Consider the following 15,256-nt stretch of genomic DNA (forward strand, 5'->3'; position numbering starts at 1 on the left):
CGCCCTCGGCGAGGACCTGCCCTGCGTATGTGAGCGTTCACAGTAGAGAAACACTCGGGACACTTGTCAATGGTTGTTTCTGTGCGGTTATGTAAGGCCAACGCCGCCAGATGTCGTGTGTGCACGTTCCCAAATGATCGATTTAACGGGAGACTTCGATGCCGGAGACCACCCCCAAGGGCCTCACCAGGCTCGCCTTCGGCGGGGACTACAACCCCGAGCAGTGGCCGGAAGGCGTCTGGCACGAGGACGTCCGGCTGATGCGCGAGGCGGGCGTCACGATGGTGAGCGTCGGGATCTTCTCCTGGGCACTGCTGGAGCCCTCACCCGGCGCGTACGATTTCGCCTGGCTCGACCGTCTGCTGGACCTGCTGCACGAGAACGGCATACGAGCCGACCTCGGCACACCGACCGTCGTACCGCCCGTCTGGTTCTACCGCGCGCACCCCGACGCACTGCCCGTGGCCGCCGACGGCACGCGGTACGAGTTCGGCTCGCGCGGCGCCATCTGCCACAGCAACGTCGACTACCGGGCCGCCGCCGCGAGCATCACCACGAAGCTGGCCGAGCGGTACGCCGACCACCCCGCCCTCGCCCTGTGGCACGTGCACAACGAGTACGGCGTCCCCGTCTCGGCCTGTTACTGCGACACCTGCGCCGCGCACTTCCGCCGCTGGCTGGCGGCCGTGTACGAGACGGTCGACGCGGTCAACGAGGCCTGGGGCACCGCCTTCTGGGGCCAGCGCTACACGGACTTCGAGCAGATCAACCCGCCCCGGGTGGCCCCCACCGTCGGCAACCCCGGCCAGGCCCTGGACTACAAGCGGTTCGCCGACGCCACCATGCGGGAGAACTTCCGCGCGGAGCGGGACATCCTGCACCGCCTCGCCCCCGGCATCCCGGTCACCACCAACTTCATGACCGCGCTCAGCCAGTGCGACTCCGTCGACTACTGGGCCTGGGGCCGCGAGGTCGACCTCGTCACCAACGACCACTATCTGATCACCGACGGCCGCCGTACCCACGTCAACCTCGCCATGGCCGCCGACCTCACCCGCTCCGTCGCGGGCGGCGCGCCCTGGCTGCTGCTGGAGCACTCCACGTCCGGCGTCAACTGGCAGCCCCGCAACCCGGCCAAGGCCCCCGGTCAGATGGCCCGCAACTCCCTCGCCCATGTGGCGCGCGGCTCCGAGGGCGCCCTGTTCTTCCAGTGGCGGCAGTCCCTGCGCGGCGCCGAGAAGTTCCACTCGGCGATGGTGCCGCACGCGGGCACCGAGTCGCGGGTGTGGCGCGAGGTCGTCGAACTCGGCGCGTCCCTCGACTCGTTGAGCTCGGTCCGCGGCACCCGCACCCGGGCCGACGTGGCGGTCCTCTGGGACTGGCACTCCTGGTGGGCGCAGAACCTGGCGTGGCGTCCCAGCGAGGACCACGACGCCCGTGAGCGCGCCGACGCCTTCTACGAGGCCCTCTACGACCGCCACCTCACCGTCGACTTCGCCCACCCGGAAGCCGACTTGTCGGCGTATCCCCTTGTCGTCGTTCCCGCGCTCTACCTGATGACTCAGGCCGCCGGGAACAACGTCCGCGCGTACGTCGAGAACGGCGGCACCCTCGTCGTCTCGTACTTCTCCGGCATCGTCGACGAGCACGACGCCGTGCACGAGGGCCCGTACCCCGGTGCCCTGCGGGACGTTCTCGGCCTGACCGTCGAGGAGTTCTCGCCGCTGCTGCCCGCCGAGAGCGTCCGCGTCACCGGGCCCGACGGCTCCGAGCTCACGGGGGACGTGTGGACCGAGTTCGTGGTGCCGGGTGACGCCGAGACCGTGTGGACGTACGCCGACGGCCCGGCTGAGGGCCACCCCGCGGTGACCCGGCACCGTCTGGGCGAGGGCTCGGCCTGGTACGTGTCGACCCGCCTCGACACCCAGGGGCTGGACGCGCTGCTGGGCTGGGCCCTGGACGACGCCGGCATCGCGCCGCGCGCCGATCTGCCGCGGGACGTCGAGGTCGTGCGGCGGGCGGGGGAGTCGGGCACCTATCTGTTCGCGATCAACCACGGCTCCTCGGACGTCAAGGTGCCGTTGGACGCGCACGGGACCGAGTTGCTGACGGGTGAACGTGCCGCGGGGCGCCTGGCGGTGCCCGCGGGGGCCGTACGGGTCGTACGACTCGACGGCTGAGCCCGCTGCCGGTTCCGGGTCGCACCGGAGTATTCATCCCACCACGTCGAAGGGACGACGGACAACGATGTTCCATCCCAGACGCATACTGCGGACCCTGCTGCTGCCCCTCACCGCCGGGCTCGCCCTCACCGCCCTGCCCGCCCAGACCGCCCACGCCGCGAGCACCCTCACCAACGGCGGCTTCGAGTCCGACGGCACGGGCACCGCGACCCCGGCCGGCTGGTCGACGTACTCGGCGGCCGGCCAGAACACCGCCTCCTTCACCGAGTCCGGTGGCCACGGCGGCAGTCACCGCCTGACCCACTGGTCGTCCTCCGCCTACAAGGTGGAGACGTACCAGTACCTGTCCGGTCTGACCAACGGGAACTACAAGCTCACCGCCTGGGTGCGCTCCGGCGGCGGCCAGAAGGCGGCGTACATCTCGCTGAAGAACTGCGGGAGTTCCGAGCAGCGCACCGACATTCCCGTCTCCTCCAGCGGCTGGGTCCGGATCGTCACCTCCGTCACGGTGACGAACAACCAGTGCACGATCGGCGTCACCTCCGACGCGGGCGCGGGCAACTGGAGCAACGTCGACGACCTGACCTTCACCCCGGGCTCGACCGGCCTGTCCATCAAGGGGTCTGACGTGTCGTCACTCGCCAAGAGCGCGGCCAAGGGAGGCGTCTACAAGACCAGTTCCGGTACCGCTGGGGACGCCCTGGCCATCCTCAGGTCCGCCGGGCAGAACTACGCCCGCCTCAAGGTGTGGGTGAACCCCGCCGACGGCTACAACAACAAGACGCGCGTCCTCGCCATCGCCAAGCGCGTCAAGGCACAGGGCATGAAGCTGCTGGTCGACTTCCACTACTCGGACACCTGGGCCGACCCGGGCGCGCAGTCCAAACCGTCCGCGTGGGCCGGACACTCGTACAGCCAGTTGAAGACCGACGTCTACAACCACACGTACGACGTCCTGAACGCGCTGAAGGCACAGGGCACCACGGCCGACATGGTGCAGGTCGGCAACGAGATCAACGGCGGCATGCTGTGGAACGAGGGCTCCACGGACAACTGGCCGCAGCTCGCCGGACTCCTCAACTCCGGCTACGACGCGGTCAAGGCGGTCGACTCCGGCACGACCGTGGCGCTGCACCTCGCCAAGGGCGGCGACCTGTCGGGCACCCGCTGGTGGTTCGACAACGCGGTCTCGGGCGGGGTCAGGTTCGACGTCATCGGCCTGTCCTACTACGGCTACTGGCACGGCACGCTGTCCGACTTCCAGACCACCCTCGACGACGCGGCCTCCCGCTACGGCAAGCCGGTCTTCCTCGCCGAGACCGCCTACCCGTTCCGGCTGGACAGCGACGACGCGCACGAGAACATCATCGACACCACCGGTGAGCTCGTGTCCGGCTACCCGGCCTCGACGGCCGGGCAGACCCAGTGGATGAAGGACGTGGCGAGCATCGTGGAGGCCGTCCCGAACGGCCGCGGCCTCGGCGTCTTCTACTGGGAGTCGACCTGGACCGCGGTCACCGGCAACGGCTGGGACCCGGCGGACCCCTCGTCAGGAAACGGCTGGGAGAACCAGGCACTGTTCGGCTACGACGACAGGGCACTTCCGGCGATGGCGTGGTTCGGCCACCGCTGAGCCACGTCCGTGACGCGGGCCCGGTCGCCGTGCGCGGCCGGGCCCTGCCGCGTGGCGCCCCGCTGGAAGCCGACCGACGGGCGACCGGCTCTGGGCAGCCTGTGGGAACAGCGGGTCGCGGTGCGCGACCGGCCCGACGTGGCACGCTGAGTCATGTGACAGTTCCGCACCCCGACGGGCTCGGCGTTCCCGACGCCGCCGACCTCGTCGTCCCCGCCCGACGGCTGCCCCTCTGGCACGGCCAGGCGCCCGTGGTCGCCGTGGTCGCGCTCGGCGGCGGCATCGGCGCCGCGGCCCGGTACGGTGCGTCGCTGCTGTGGCCCACACCGACCGGCGGCTTTCCCTGGACGACGTTCTGGGTGAACATCGTCGGGTGCGCCGTGATCGGTGTCTTCATGGTCGTGATCACCGACGTGTGGGCCGCCCACCGGCTGGTGCGCCCCTTCTTCGGCACCGGGGTGCTCGGCGGCTTCACCACCTTCTCGACGTACGCCGTCGAGATCGAACGACTGGTCGGCGCGGGTCGTCCCGGCACCGGCCTCGCCTATCTCGCCGCCACGCTCCTCGCGGCCCTCGCCTCGGTGTGGCTCGCGGTGGCGGCGGCGCGCCGCATCCTGGCGGTGAGGCAGAGATGACGCGATCCACCCGGCTCACGGGTCGTGCCCTGCGGCTGACCGTCCTCGTCGGCGAGCACGACACCTGGCACCACAAGCCGCTGTACAGCGAGATCGTCCACCGGGCCCACGCGGCCGGCATGGCGGGCGCGAGCGTGTTCCGGGGCATCGAGGGCTTCGGAGCCTCCTCGATCGTCCACACCTCGCGGCTGCTCTCGCTGAGCGAGGACCTGCCCGTCGCCGTCGTCGTCGTGGACGAGGAGGACCGGGTACGTGCCTTCCTGTCGGAGCTGGACGGGCTCGTCACCGAGGGGCTCGTGCTCCTCGACGAGTGCGAGGTCGTCATCCCCCGGTCCCAGCCTCGTCCGATCGGGGGCAACCTCACCGCCGGCCGGGAAGGCGAGTCCGGCGGAACGGGCCGCGGAGGGTAAGAGGTCGTTGTGAACCATACGAGGTGAACCGTAACCGGTTTGCCCTGGTTCCTTACCTCGTCGTGGTAGGACTGTCCGCGCCCACCCGACGCCCACCGGAACTGGATCACATGAGCGCCATCTCCCTAGGTCAAGCCGTCATCCTCGGAGTCGTCGAGGGGGTGACCGAGTTCCTGCCGGTGTCCTCGACGGGTCACCTCAAGATCGTCGAGGGGTTCATGGGTATCCCCGTCGACGACCACGCGGTGGTCGGGTTCTCAGCGGTCATCCAGGTCGGTGCCATCGCCGCCGTACTCGTCTACTTCCGCAAGGACATCGCGCGCATCGTCTCCGCCTGGTTCCGGGGCCTGACCAACCGGGAGGAGCGGTACCACCACGACTACCGGTTCGCCTGGTGGGTGATCGCGGCGACCATCCCGATCGTCGTCGTGGGGCTCGCCGCGAAACCGCTCATCCAGGGTCCGCTCGCCTCCCTCTGGGTGGTGGCCGCCTCGCTGATCGTCGGCAGCGCGGTGATGTGGGCGGCGGACCAGATGGGGCGGCACAAGCGGGGCGAGGACGACACCTCGTTCAAGGACGCCATGCTGGTGGGCAGCTCGCAGATCCTCGCCCTGCTCTTTCCCGGTTTCTCCCGCTCCGGCGCCACCATGTCGACCGCGCTGATGCTCGACCTGGACCGCGTCGCGGCCACCAGGCTCTCCTTCTTCCTCGGAATCCCGGCCCTGACGGGTGCCGGTCTGTACGAGCTGAAGGACGCCCTGGGCACGGGCGTGGGCGCCGCCCCGCTCGTCGTCGGCACCATCGTGTCGTTCGCGGTCGCGTACGCCTCGATCGCCTGGCTGCTGAAGTTCGTGGCCAACCACTCCTTCAACGCGTTCGTGATCTATCGGATCGCGATCGGTCTGCTGCTGTTCGGGTTGCTGGGCACGGGCGTGCTCAATTGACCAAGGGGGAGGGCAGGGGGGCGGAGCCCGGGTCGCCGCCCCTTGACAGCACCCTTGCGTCACCCTCAGGATCACCCCCGTGAACCTGTCAGACAGCCAGACAGGTGGCTCGGCACCCCGGCGCATCAGCGCCATGGAAGCGGTGCTCATCCACCTCCGCGGCGCCATAGAGCGCGGCGAGTACGCCATCGGCGACAAGCTCCCCTCGGAGGCGGAGCTGTGCCGACGGCTCGACGTGAGCCGTCCGGTCCTGCGCGAGGCGCTGCGGGCCCTGCAGGCGATGGGACTGACCCAGTCCCGCACCGGCAAGGGCACCTTCGTGATCGCCAGCTCCGTCGAGGACCCCACCTTCGGCGACTTCACGGCGAGCGACCTGCTGGAGGTGCGCCGGCACGTGGAGATCCCGGTCGCCGGATACGCGGCGCTGCGCCGGGGCCCGGAGAACCTGGACCACCTGGCCCATCTGCTGGAGCGGATGGAGCGGGAGACCGACACGACCGCGTGGGTCGCGATGGACACGGTGTTCCATCTGGCCATCGCCGAGGCCGCGCAGAACCCGGTGTTCCGCCGGGTCATAGAGGAGATCCGGGACGCACTGGCCCGCCAGTCGGCCTTCCTCAACGAACTCGGCGGCCGCCGAGAGCAGTCCAACCGCGAGCACCGGGCCATCGTCGAGGCGCTGGTCGACGGTTCCGAACACGACGCGGTGGAGGCCATGTCCCACCACCTCGACCGCGTCGAAAGCACCCTCACCGACATCGTGCGTCCCCCACGCACGGACAGTTCCACGGAAGGCGGACCCGAGGCGTGAGCGAGTCACTCCAGCAAGCCGTACAGAAACCGGCCGCGCACGTCGACGCCGGCGACGCGGGCTACAGCAAGTCCCTGAAGTCCCGGCATGTCAACATGATCGCCATCGGCGGCGCGATCGGCACCGGCCTCTTCCTCGGCGCCGGTGGCCGCCTCGCCGACGCGGGCCCGTCCCTGTTCATCGCCTACGCGGTCTGCGGCATCTTCGCCTTCCTCGTCGTCCGCGCCCTCGGCGAACTAGTCCTGTACCGGCCGTCGTCCGGCGCCTTCGTGTCCTATGCCCGCGAGTTCATGGGTGAGAAGGGCGCGTACACCGCCGGCTGGATGTACTTCCTCAACTGGGCCACCACCGGCATAGCCGACATCACCGCGGTGGCCACCTACACCCACTACTGGGGCATGTTCTCCGACATCCCGCAGTGGGTGATCGCGCTCATCGCGCTCGCGGTGGTGCTGACCGTGAACCTCATCTCGGTGAAGATCTTCGGCGAACTGGAGTTCTGGTTCGCGATCATCAAGGTCGGCGCGCTCGTCCTCTTCATGTGTATCGGCATCTTCCTGCTGGTCACCCAGCACCAGGTCGGCGACACCGTCCCCGGCCCGTCCCTGATCACCGACAACGGCGGTGTCTTCCCCAACGGCATGCTGCCGATGCTGCTGATCATCCAGGGCGTCGTCTTCGCGTACGCCTCCGTCGAACTGGTCGGTGTCGCGGCCGGTGAGACCGAGAACCCCGAGAAGATCATGCCGAAGGCGATCAACTCGATCATGTGGCGCGTGGGCCTGTTCTACGTCGGCTCCGTGGTGCTGCTGTCGATGCTGCTGCCCTGGTCCTCGTACAAGGCGGGCGAGAGCCCCTTCGTCACCGTGCTCTCCAACATCGGCATCCCGGCGGCCGGCGGCATCATGAACCTGGTCGTGCTGACCGCGGCCATGTCGTCGCTCAACTCGGGCCTGTACTCCACCGGTCGCATCCTGCGCTCCATGGCGATGTCCGGTTCGGCGCCGAAGTTCACCGGCGTGATGAGCCGCAGCCAGGTCCCGTACGGCGGCATCCTGCTCACCAGCGGTATCTGTGTGCTGGGCGTCGGGCTGAACTTCGTGGTCCCGGCCGAGGCCTTCGAGATCGTGCTGAACTTCGCAGCGATCGGCATCCTCGCCACCTGGGGCATGATCATGATCTGTCACCTGCTGTTCTGGCGGAAGACCCAGAACGGCGAGCTGTCCCGGCCGGGTTACCAGCTCCCGGGTTCTCCGTGGACCGAGCTCGTGACGCTGTTCTTCCTCGCCTCGGTCCTCGTCCTGATGTACGCCGACGGCGGCGCGGGCCGCACGACGGTGCTGTGCCTCCCGCTGATCGTGGGGGCGTTGGTGGCGGGGTGGTTCGGGATAAAGTCCCGGGTCGCCCGCCGTTCTAGCGGAGCGGATGCGTGATTCAAGCAGTGACGTACGGCAATTCAGCGGCCTCCGGTGTCCGGGCGACCCCTTCGTCGCCGGTGGCCGCGGCTCCCGCGATCCGGGAGCCCCTGCACGCCCCCGTCGCCCACCTCGTACGGGGTGGCGTCATCGAGGGCATCCACTTCGGCTCGGTGATCGTCCTGGCCGCGGACGGCAGCGTCGAGTTCCAGATAGGTGACATCGAGGCGGCCTTCTACCCTCGCTCGGCGCTCAAGCCCGTGCAGGCCGTGGCCATGCTGCGGGCCGGGCTGCCGCTCGACGGCGCGCTGCTCTCGCTGACGGCGGCCAGCCACTCCGGCGAGGAACGGCACCTGGAGGGCACCCGGCGGATCCTGGAACTGGCCGGGCTCAGCGAGGACCACCTCCTCAACGTGCCCGACCTGCCCTACGACCCGGTCGTTCGCGAGTCCTGGCTGCGCGAGGGCCGGCTGCCGTCGCGGCTCGCGCAGAACTGCTCCGGCAAGCACGCGGCCATGCTCTACACCGCCAAGCTCAACGGCTGGTCCCTCGACGACTACCTCGACCCGCGGCACCCGCTCCAGCAGGCCATCGCCGAGATCGTCGAGGACCTCACCGGGCAGGGCATCGCCGAGGTGACGGTGGACGGTTGCGGCGCGCCCCTGTTCTCGATCTCGCTGCACGGGCTCGCGCGCGCCGCGGCCCGGATCACCACCGCGGCCGTGGGCACCCCCGAGCGGCAGGTGGCCGACGCGATGCGCGAGCACGCCGAGATGGCGTCCGGTTCCGGGCGCGACGTCGCCGCCATGATGCGGGCCGTGCCCGGGCTGCTGACCAAGGACGGCTTCGAGGGCGTCCAGGTCGCGGCGCTGCCGGACGGCCGTGCCGTCGCCGTCAAGATCGCCGACGGCGCCGACCGGGCCCGCGTACCCGTCGCCGCGGCCGCGCTCGTCCGCGCGGGCATCGACCCGGCGACGCTCGACGAGTTCGCCGGCGCCCCGCTGCTCGGCGGCGGGGCGGTGGTCGGGCGCGTCAGGCCGACCCGCGCACTCGATCCCCTCACGCCGCCCCACGCAGACCTGACGAACCACGCCTGACCGTCTCCCGCATCCCGCACTCCCGCACTCCCGCACCCGCCCATCCCCGTACTGCCGTACGAAAGAAGGCCCGCACAGCCATGAGCGCCGCGACCCACCGCAGCGAACACGACCTGCTCGGCGACCGGGACATACCCGCCGACGCCTACTGGGGTGTCCACACCCTGCGCGCCACGGAGAACTTCCCCATCACGGGTACGCCGATCTCCGCCTACCCGCATCTGATCGACGCCCTCGCCGCGGTCAAGGAGGCCGCCGCCCGAGCCAACGAGGAACTCGGCCTGCTGGACTCCGAGAAGGCGTCCGCCATCGTCGCGGCCTGCCAGGAGATCCGTGACGGCAAGCTGCACGACCAGTTCGTCGTCGACGTGATCCAGGGCGGAGCCGGCACGTCGACGAACATGAACGCCAACGAGGTCGTCGCGAACCGGGCGCTGGAGCTGCTGGGCCGCCGGAAGGGCCAGTACGAGCACCTCCACCCCAACGAGGACGTCAACCTCGGGCAGTCGACCAACGACGTCTACCCGACCGCGGTGAAGATCGCGACGGTCTTCGCGGTGCGCGAGCTGCTGAAGGCGATGACGGTCCTCCAGGACTCCTTCGCCCGCAAGGCCGTCGAGTTTCGTGACGTGCTGAAGATGGGGCGCACACAGCTCCAGGACGCGGTGCCGATGACGCTGGGGCAGGAGTTCTCGGCGTACGCGGTGATGCTGGACGAGGACCGCAGCCGGCTCGCCGAGGCCGTGGAGCTGATCCACGAGATCAACCTGGGCGCCACGGCCATCGGCACCGGCCTCAACGCCCCCGCCGGATACGCCGAGTCGGCCCGCCGCCACCTCGCCGAGATCACCGGGTTGCCGCTCGTGACCGCGGCCAACCTGGTCGAGGCGACCCAGGACTGCGGCGCCTTCGTGCAGATGTCAGGTGTTCTGAAGCGCATCGCCGTCAAGCTCTCGAAGAGCTGCAACGACCTGCGCCTGCTGTCGTCCGGGCCGCGCGCGGGCCTGAACGAGATCAACCTGCCTCCCGTGCAGGCGGGTTCGAGCATCATGCCAGGCAAGGTCAACCCGGTGATCCCCGAGGTCGTCAACCAGGTCGCCTTCGAAGTGATCGGCAACGACGTCACCATCACCATGGCCGCGGAGGCCGGACAGCTCCAGCTCAACGCCTTCGAGCCGATCATCCTCCACTCGCTCTCGGAGAGCATCACCCACCTGCGGGCCGCCTGCCTCACGCTCGCCGAGCGATGCGTCGACGGCATCACCGCCAACACGGAGGAGCTGCGCGCCGCCGTGGAGAACTCCATCGGCCTGGTCACCGCCCTCAACCCGCACATTGGTTACACGGCCGCCACCGACATCGCCAAGGAAGCCCTCGCCACGGGCCGCGGCGTCGCCGAACTGGTCCTGGAGAAGGGCCTGTTGCCCGCCGAGCGGCTCCAGGCCCTGCTCCGGCCGGAGGTCGTCGCGGGCAACGGGGCGCCGCAGACGATCTGAGACCCGGCGCGGTTCGGTGACGAGACGGCGTACGGCCTGGGGGAGTGGCGACAGTTCTCCCCCACGCCGTCCGTCACGGCGCCGGGTCGGGCGGCGACCCGCTCACTCGCCTGAGTGGTCGCGGTCGAAGAGCAGGTGTACGAAGTCGGTCACGGGCCCGACGATGTCGAGGTCCTGGTCGAGTACCCACTGCAGTTGGAGCCCGCCCAGCACCGCGTGGAAGAGGATGGCGGCGCTCTCGGGGCTGATGTCCCCGCGCAGCCTGTCGCGGTCCGTGTCGTCCTGGAGTCCCTCGGCGAACTGCGCCCGCCCGCGTTCGTACCGTTCGACGAAGTAGGCGTGCGCGGGGTGATCCGACCGTGAGGCCGCGGCGGCGAGCTCGATCCACAGGCGCATCAGCTCGGGCGCCCTCTGATGGTGGCGGATGAGCTCGCCGAGGTAGGGCGCGAGCTGGTCCGGGCTGTCGACCTGCGCCACACCCTGCTGCCATTCCTCGGCGTCGCGTTGGGCGAGCACCTCGGTGAGCAGTTCGTCCTTGTTGCGGAAGTGATGCAGGAGGCCGGCGTGGGTGATGCCGGCCCGTTCCGCGATGTCGCGCAGGGATGCCTTGGCGTAGCCGTTCTCGGCGAAACTGTCGCGCGCCGCCCGTACGATCTCGGCTCTGCGGGCCGGTGTCCTGGCGTACGGCCCCCGCGCTCCTGCCTGACCCACGGTGCGCTCACTCTCCTCGACGAAGCCGGTCCGGGACGGTCCTGCGCAGTAACCGGGCAACTGGGCGCCAAAACTTACCAGGCGACGGGGGTTTGCCTGCCGTGAAGTCCCAGACCATTGTGCTCCGGCCCGGCCTGTTCGTAAGCTTTCCACTTGGAAGGTATTGAATCGTTTCAATCTCCAGCGATCGCAAGGGAACTGAGCCATGGCCGAGGAGAACAGAAGTGCGTTGAACCGCCGACACATGCTCGGCATCATGACGGCGGCGGCAGCCGGGGCCTCCCTCCCGCTCACCGCCGCGCGGAACGCCGTGGCGGCGAGTCCGGCAGCATCCGGCAGGCACAGCTCCGCACCCTCCGCACCCGTGAACCTGCGGGTCAACTCCCGGACCGAACCGCTGGGCACGGAGACGGCGCCCACGTTCGGCTGGGTGCCTCCGGTGGCCAGGCAGGCCGCGTACGAGATCCAGGTCGGCACCGGGCCCGGCAAGGCGGACGTCTGGCGCAGCGGCAGGGTGGCGAGTTCGAACAGCACCGAGGTGGCCTACGGCGGCGGCGCGCTGCGGTCCGGGCAGGCCTACTTCTGGCGGGTGCGCACCTGGGACGACAAGGGCGTACCCGGCTCCTGGAGCGGGCCCGCGACGTGGGAGACCGGTCTGCTGAAGGGCGAGCAGGACTGGTCGGGGGCGCGGTGGGTCGGCGGCCGTGAGGCACAGGACCACGACTGGAAGGACCTGAGCGCGACCGTCGTCTTCCGCGGCGGTCCCGACGCCGCCGGAGGGCTGTCCCTGCTGCTGCGCGCCGAACCCATCGGCAAGACCTGGGGCGAGGGGCTCAACTGGACCGTCCGGCAGAGTGGCGACGACATGCAGCTGGTCATGAAGACCAGTCACTACGCCGGCAACACCTGGGTGGACGACGGCGCCTCGGAGCCCGACTGGGGCGTCGACCACTACGACCCGCAGAGCGAGACCAACCCCACCGCCGCGGGCACCCGCAGCGTCCCGGTCGGCACCGTCACACTCCCTGCCGCGACCGGGCTGACCAAGGACACCTGGGCCACCCGCGACCACACCGTGGTGGTCACGGCCCGCGGGCTCGCAGTGACCACCTCCGTCAACGGCGTCGAGGTCGACAGTCGCACGCTCACCGGAGACCAGATCCGCCGCCACGGAAGCTTCGGCTTCGGTGGCGGCACCTCGGCCACCGTGCGCGGTGTCAAGGTGACCGGCACCGGCGCCCCCGACTTCTCCGCCGACCTCACCACGGGCGCCAACCCGTTCGAGAACGGCATCGGCACCCTCGCCGGCCTGACCTTCCCGCCCAAGAACCCCTACATTCCCGCCAAGACCAGCGTGCTGCCCATCGCCAACCCGGCACCGGTGCTGCGCCGCGCGTTCACGCTGCCCCGGGGCCGCCGCATCGCCAAGGCCCGCCTGCACCTGAGCGCCGCCGGCAACGTCACGTTCACCGTCAACGGCGACCCGATCACCGTCGACGGCGAACGCGCGGCCGGCGACCGGTCCAACGTGCCTCGGCTGCTCACCGACCAGAGCACCTACGACCGCACGGTGCTGTACGACACCTTCGACGTGACCGTCCTGCTCAGGGCCGGCCGGGAGAACGTCGTCGCCGCGGAGCTCGGTCGTGGCTGGTACGGCGTGACGACACCCCAGGAGTGGTACTGGCAGCTCGCGCCCTATGCCGGCCAGCCCCGCCTGCGCGCGAAGCTCGTCGTGACCCACACCGACGGTTCCGCCACCACGCTCGTCACGGACGAGGACTGGCTCGTCGCGGACGGGCCCACGACGTTCGACTCCGTGTACTCGGGAGAGAAGTACGACGCCCGGCGGGCGGACGAACTGGGAGACTGGCGCTCGGCCGGCTACCGGACCGGCCGCGACTGGCGCCCGGCCACCGTACTGATCCCGCCGGGCAGTTGTGCCGGCCCCTCGCCGAAGCACCACGGCACGCTCCCCGCCACGACGATTCCCGAGGGCTTCAAGCCCGCGGGCCTGCGGGCCCACGAGGCGGAGCCGGTGCTGGTCAGCCAGACACTGCGCCCGGTCTCGATCACGGAGACGGCCCCGGGCTCGGGCGTCTGGGTCCTCGACTACGGCCAGATCGTGACGGGCTTCGTCCGGCTCGCGCTCACCGGCGTACGCCCCGGCAAGGAGGGCCTCACTCTGCGGATCCGCGGCGGCAACCGGATCAGCACCGGCGACGGCACGGCCGGCTCCCCGCTCTCCGTCGAGGAGGAGAACTTCCAGCACGACGCCAACCTCCAGACGCACTACTACACCCTCAGCAGGCGGTCGGCGCAGACCTGGGAACAGCAGTTCAGCCACTTCGGCTTCCGCTACCTGGAAGTCATGAACCTCGATGCCGTCCTGGGGCGGGCCCCTGACCTGAAGCGGGACGCCGAGGTGCTGACCGTCGACGTCGCCCGCACCGGCTTCGCCCGCACCGGCACCTTCACCACGGACAACGCCCTGATCAACCGGCTTCAGCGCAACCTGGAGTGGGCCGAGCAGAACAACCTGGTGCAGAAGCCCACCGACACCCCGTCACGGGAGAAGAACGGCTGGACCGGCGACGCCATGGCCAGTTCCGAGTCGGAGTGCCTGACCTGGGACGTCAACGCCGTCCTCACCACCTACCTGCGCCACTTCCCCGACACCCAGATCTCCACCGGCCAGCTGCCCATGATCGTGCCCGTCGCCAAGGGCGGATACGGCTACGACCACACCCCCGGCTGGAACGCCGCATGGAAGGCGGTGCCGGCCTGGGACTCCGCGTACTTCGTCATCCCGAGGGAGCTGTACACCTACTACGGCAACAGCCGTCTGTTCGCCGAGCTGTACGACCACCAGGACACGCTCCTGAAGTACTACGAGACCCTGTTCACCGCCGAGAACGACTACAAGTTCGAGGCGTCCCTCGGCGCCTACTCGGGCGCCGAGAGCCCCGGCAGCAACGCCGTCATCAGCCTCGCGTTCTACATCCACTTCTGCGACTACATGGACGAGGTGGGCCGCGGACTCGGCCGCACCGAACGCGCCGCCCACTACGCGAAGCTGGCGCGCACCCTGCGCAGGGCGTTCATCGCCAACTACTGGGACGCCGCACAGGGCCACTTCACCCAGGGCAGCATCTCCAGCGAGAACGCCATGGCCATCGCCTTCGACCTGGTCCCCGGCTCGGACCTCAGCCCCGACGACCCCCGCCACCTGGCCGGCACCAGGACGGTCGCGGAGAACGAGAAGGCCCTGGCGAAGCTCCTCGCCGACCGCATCGTGGCCGCGGACCACCACCTCCAGAACGACATGTACGGCTCGCGCTACGAGTTCGACATCCTCAGCGAGTACGGCTACACGGACATCGCGCTCAAGGCCGTCACACAGACCGGCGTACCCGGCTACGTCGACCAGATCGCCAAGGGCGCCACCTCGCTGTGGGAACAGTGGACCGACCGGCTCTCGGTGAACCACCACTACCGCTCCAACGTGGCCACCTGGTTCTACCAGAGCCTGGCCGGCATCAGGCCGACCTCGACCGCCTACGAGACGCTGCGCATCCGCCCCCGCATCCCCTCGGCCGCGGTCAACAGCCGCGTCCCGGAGAACACCGAGGACACCGACCTGGCGCCCGCGACTCTCGACCATGTCAGTGCCTCGATCGACACCGTCCGCGGCAGGGTGTCGTCCGAATGGCGGCGCCGGCAGGACGGCAGGATCGATCTCGCGGTCACCATCCCATACAACACGGAGGCCGAGGTCTGGGTCCCCACCCGGAACAAGCCGGTCACCGCTCCCCGAGGAGTCGACTTCGTCCGCGACGACACCTCCGGCGGAGCCCCCTACCGGATCTACCGGGCCCGGCAGGGGGCGTACCGCTTCAACGCCTGATGTGAGCGCCCGAG

General features: G+C 69.8%; 11 protein-coding genes. 10 read left to right on the forward strand and 1 reads right to left on the reverse strand.

Annotated elements, in window-relative coordinates; all coding sequences use genetic code 11:
- Window positions 1-158 precede the first annotated feature (158 nt).
- The 9 genes from E0500_RS40030 (at window position 159) to aspA (ending at window position 10,624) form a co-directional block, all read left to right on the forward strand.
- Window positions 159-2,180, forward strand: coding sequence for a beta-galactosidase (locus E0500_RS40030; protein WP_131558176.1), 2,022 nt, complete (start codon window positions 159-161; stop codon window positions 2,178-2,180).
- A gap of 67 nt (window positions 2,181-2,247) precedes the next feature.
- Complete coding sequence (locus E0500_RS40035; protein ID WP_131558178.1) at window positions 2,248-3,816, forward strand: arabinogalactan endo-1,4-beta-galactosidase; 1,569 nt, start codon at window positions 2,248-2,250, stop codon at window positions 3,814-3,816.
- A 155-nt stretch (window positions 3,817-3,971) separates the two neighbouring features.
- Window positions 3,972-4,451: a fluoride efflux transporter CrcB gene (gene crcB, locus E0500_RS40040; protein ID WP_131558180.1), complete on the forward strand. Its 480-nt coding sequence runs from the start codon at window positions 3,972-3,974 to the stop codon at window positions 4,449-4,451.
- Window positions 4,448-4,861 carry a DUF190 domain-containing protein gene (locus E0500_RS40045; RefSeq protein WP_131558182.1) on the forward strand — a complete coding sequence of 138 codons (414 nt, stop codon included), beginning with the start codon at window positions 4,448-4,450 and terminating at the stop codon, window positions 4,859-4,861. Before crcB ends, E0500_RS40045 begins: the two co-directional genes overlap by 4 nt.
- Window positions 4,862-4,971: 110 nt before the next feature.
- Window positions 4,972-5,805: an undecaprenyl-diphosphate phosphatase gene (locus E0500_RS40050; protein ID WP_131558184.1), complete on the forward strand. Its 834-nt coding sequence runs from the start codon at window positions 4,972-4,974 to the stop codon at window positions 5,803-5,805.
- Between the two features lie 133 nt (window positions 5,806-5,938).
- Window positions 5,939-6,616: a FadR/GntR family transcriptional regulator gene (locus E0500_RS40055; protein WP_131558258.1), complete on the forward strand. Its 678-nt coding sequence runs from the start codon at window positions 5,939-5,941 to the stop codon at window positions 6,614-6,616.
- On the forward strand, window positions 6,613-8,049 hold the full coding sequence (locus tag E0500_RS40060; protein WP_131558186.1) for an amino acid permease: 1,437 nt from the start codon (window positions 6,613-6,615) through the stop codon (window positions 8,047-8,049). Before E0500_RS40055 ends, E0500_RS40060 begins: the two co-directional genes overlap by 4 nt.
- Entirely contained in the window at window positions 8,046-9,128 is a 1,083-nt protein-coding gene (locus E0500_RS40065; RefSeq protein ID WP_181587384.1) for an asparaginase, read from the forward strand. The genes E0500_RS40060 and E0500_RS40065 overlap by 4 nt, the downstream gene beginning before the upstream one ends.
- An 80-nt stretch (window positions 9,129-9,208) precedes the next feature.
- Complete coding sequence (gene aspA, locus E0500_RS40070; protein ID WP_131558188.1) at window positions 9,209-10,624, forward strand: aspartate ammonia-lyase; 1,416 nt, start codon at window positions 9,209-9,211, stop codon at window positions 10,622-10,624.
- Between the two features lie 102 nt (window positions 10,625-10,726).
- On the opposite strand, the gene E0500_RS40075 is transcribed toward aspA, so the two are convergent.
- A complete protein-coding gene (locus E0500_RS40075; RefSeq protein ID WP_131558190.1) occupies window positions 10,727-11,335 on the reverse strand; it encodes a TetR/AcrR family transcriptional regulator in 609 nt (202 codons plus the stop codon).
- Between the two features lie 205 nt (window positions 11,336-11,540).
- Here E0500_RS40075 and E0500_RS40080 point away from each other — a divergent pair, with 205 nt between their 5' ends.
- Complete coding sequence (locus tag E0500_RS40080) at window positions 11,541-15,242, forward strand: glycoside hydrolase family 78 protein (RefSeq protein WP_258573779.1); 3,702 nt, start codon at window positions 11,541-11,543, stop codon at window positions 15,240-15,242.
- Window positions 15,243-15,256: the final 14 nt, after the last annotated feature.

Origin of the sequence: Streptomyces sp. KM273126 (assembly GCF_004337435.2) — a bacterium.
Lineage (GTDB): Bacteria > Actinomycetota > Actinomycetes > Streptomycetales > Streptomycetaceae > Streptomyces > Streptomyces acidicola.

Coding starts and splice junctions, on each gene's coding strand:
- E0500_RS40030 (WP_131558176.1), top strand. CDS start 159: ATGCCGGAGACCACCCCCAAGGGCCTCACCAGGCTCGCCTTCGGCGGG.
- E0500_RS40035 (WP_131558178.1), top strand. CDS start 2,248: ATGTTCCATCCCAGACGCATACTGCGGACCCTGCTGCTGCCCCTCACC.
- E0500_RS40045 (WP_131558182.1), top strand. CDS start 4,448: ATGACGCGATCCACCCGGCTCACGGGTCGTGCCCTGCGGCTGACCGTC.
- E0500_RS40050 (WP_131558184.1), top strand. CDS start 4,972: ATGAGCGCCATCTCCCTAGGTCAAGCCGTCATCCTCGGAGTCGTCGAG.
- E0500_RS40055 (WP_131558258.1), top strand. CDS start 5,939: ATGGAAGCGGTGCTCATCCACCTCCGCGGCGCCATAGAGCGCGGCGAG.
- aspA (WP_131558188.1), top strand. CDS start 9,209: ATGAGCGCCGCGACCCACCGCAGCGAACACGACCTGCTCGGCGACCGG.
- E0500_RS40080 (WP_258573779.1), top strand. CDS start 11,541: ATGGCCGAGGAGAACAGAAGTGCGTTGAACCGCCGACACATGCTCGGC.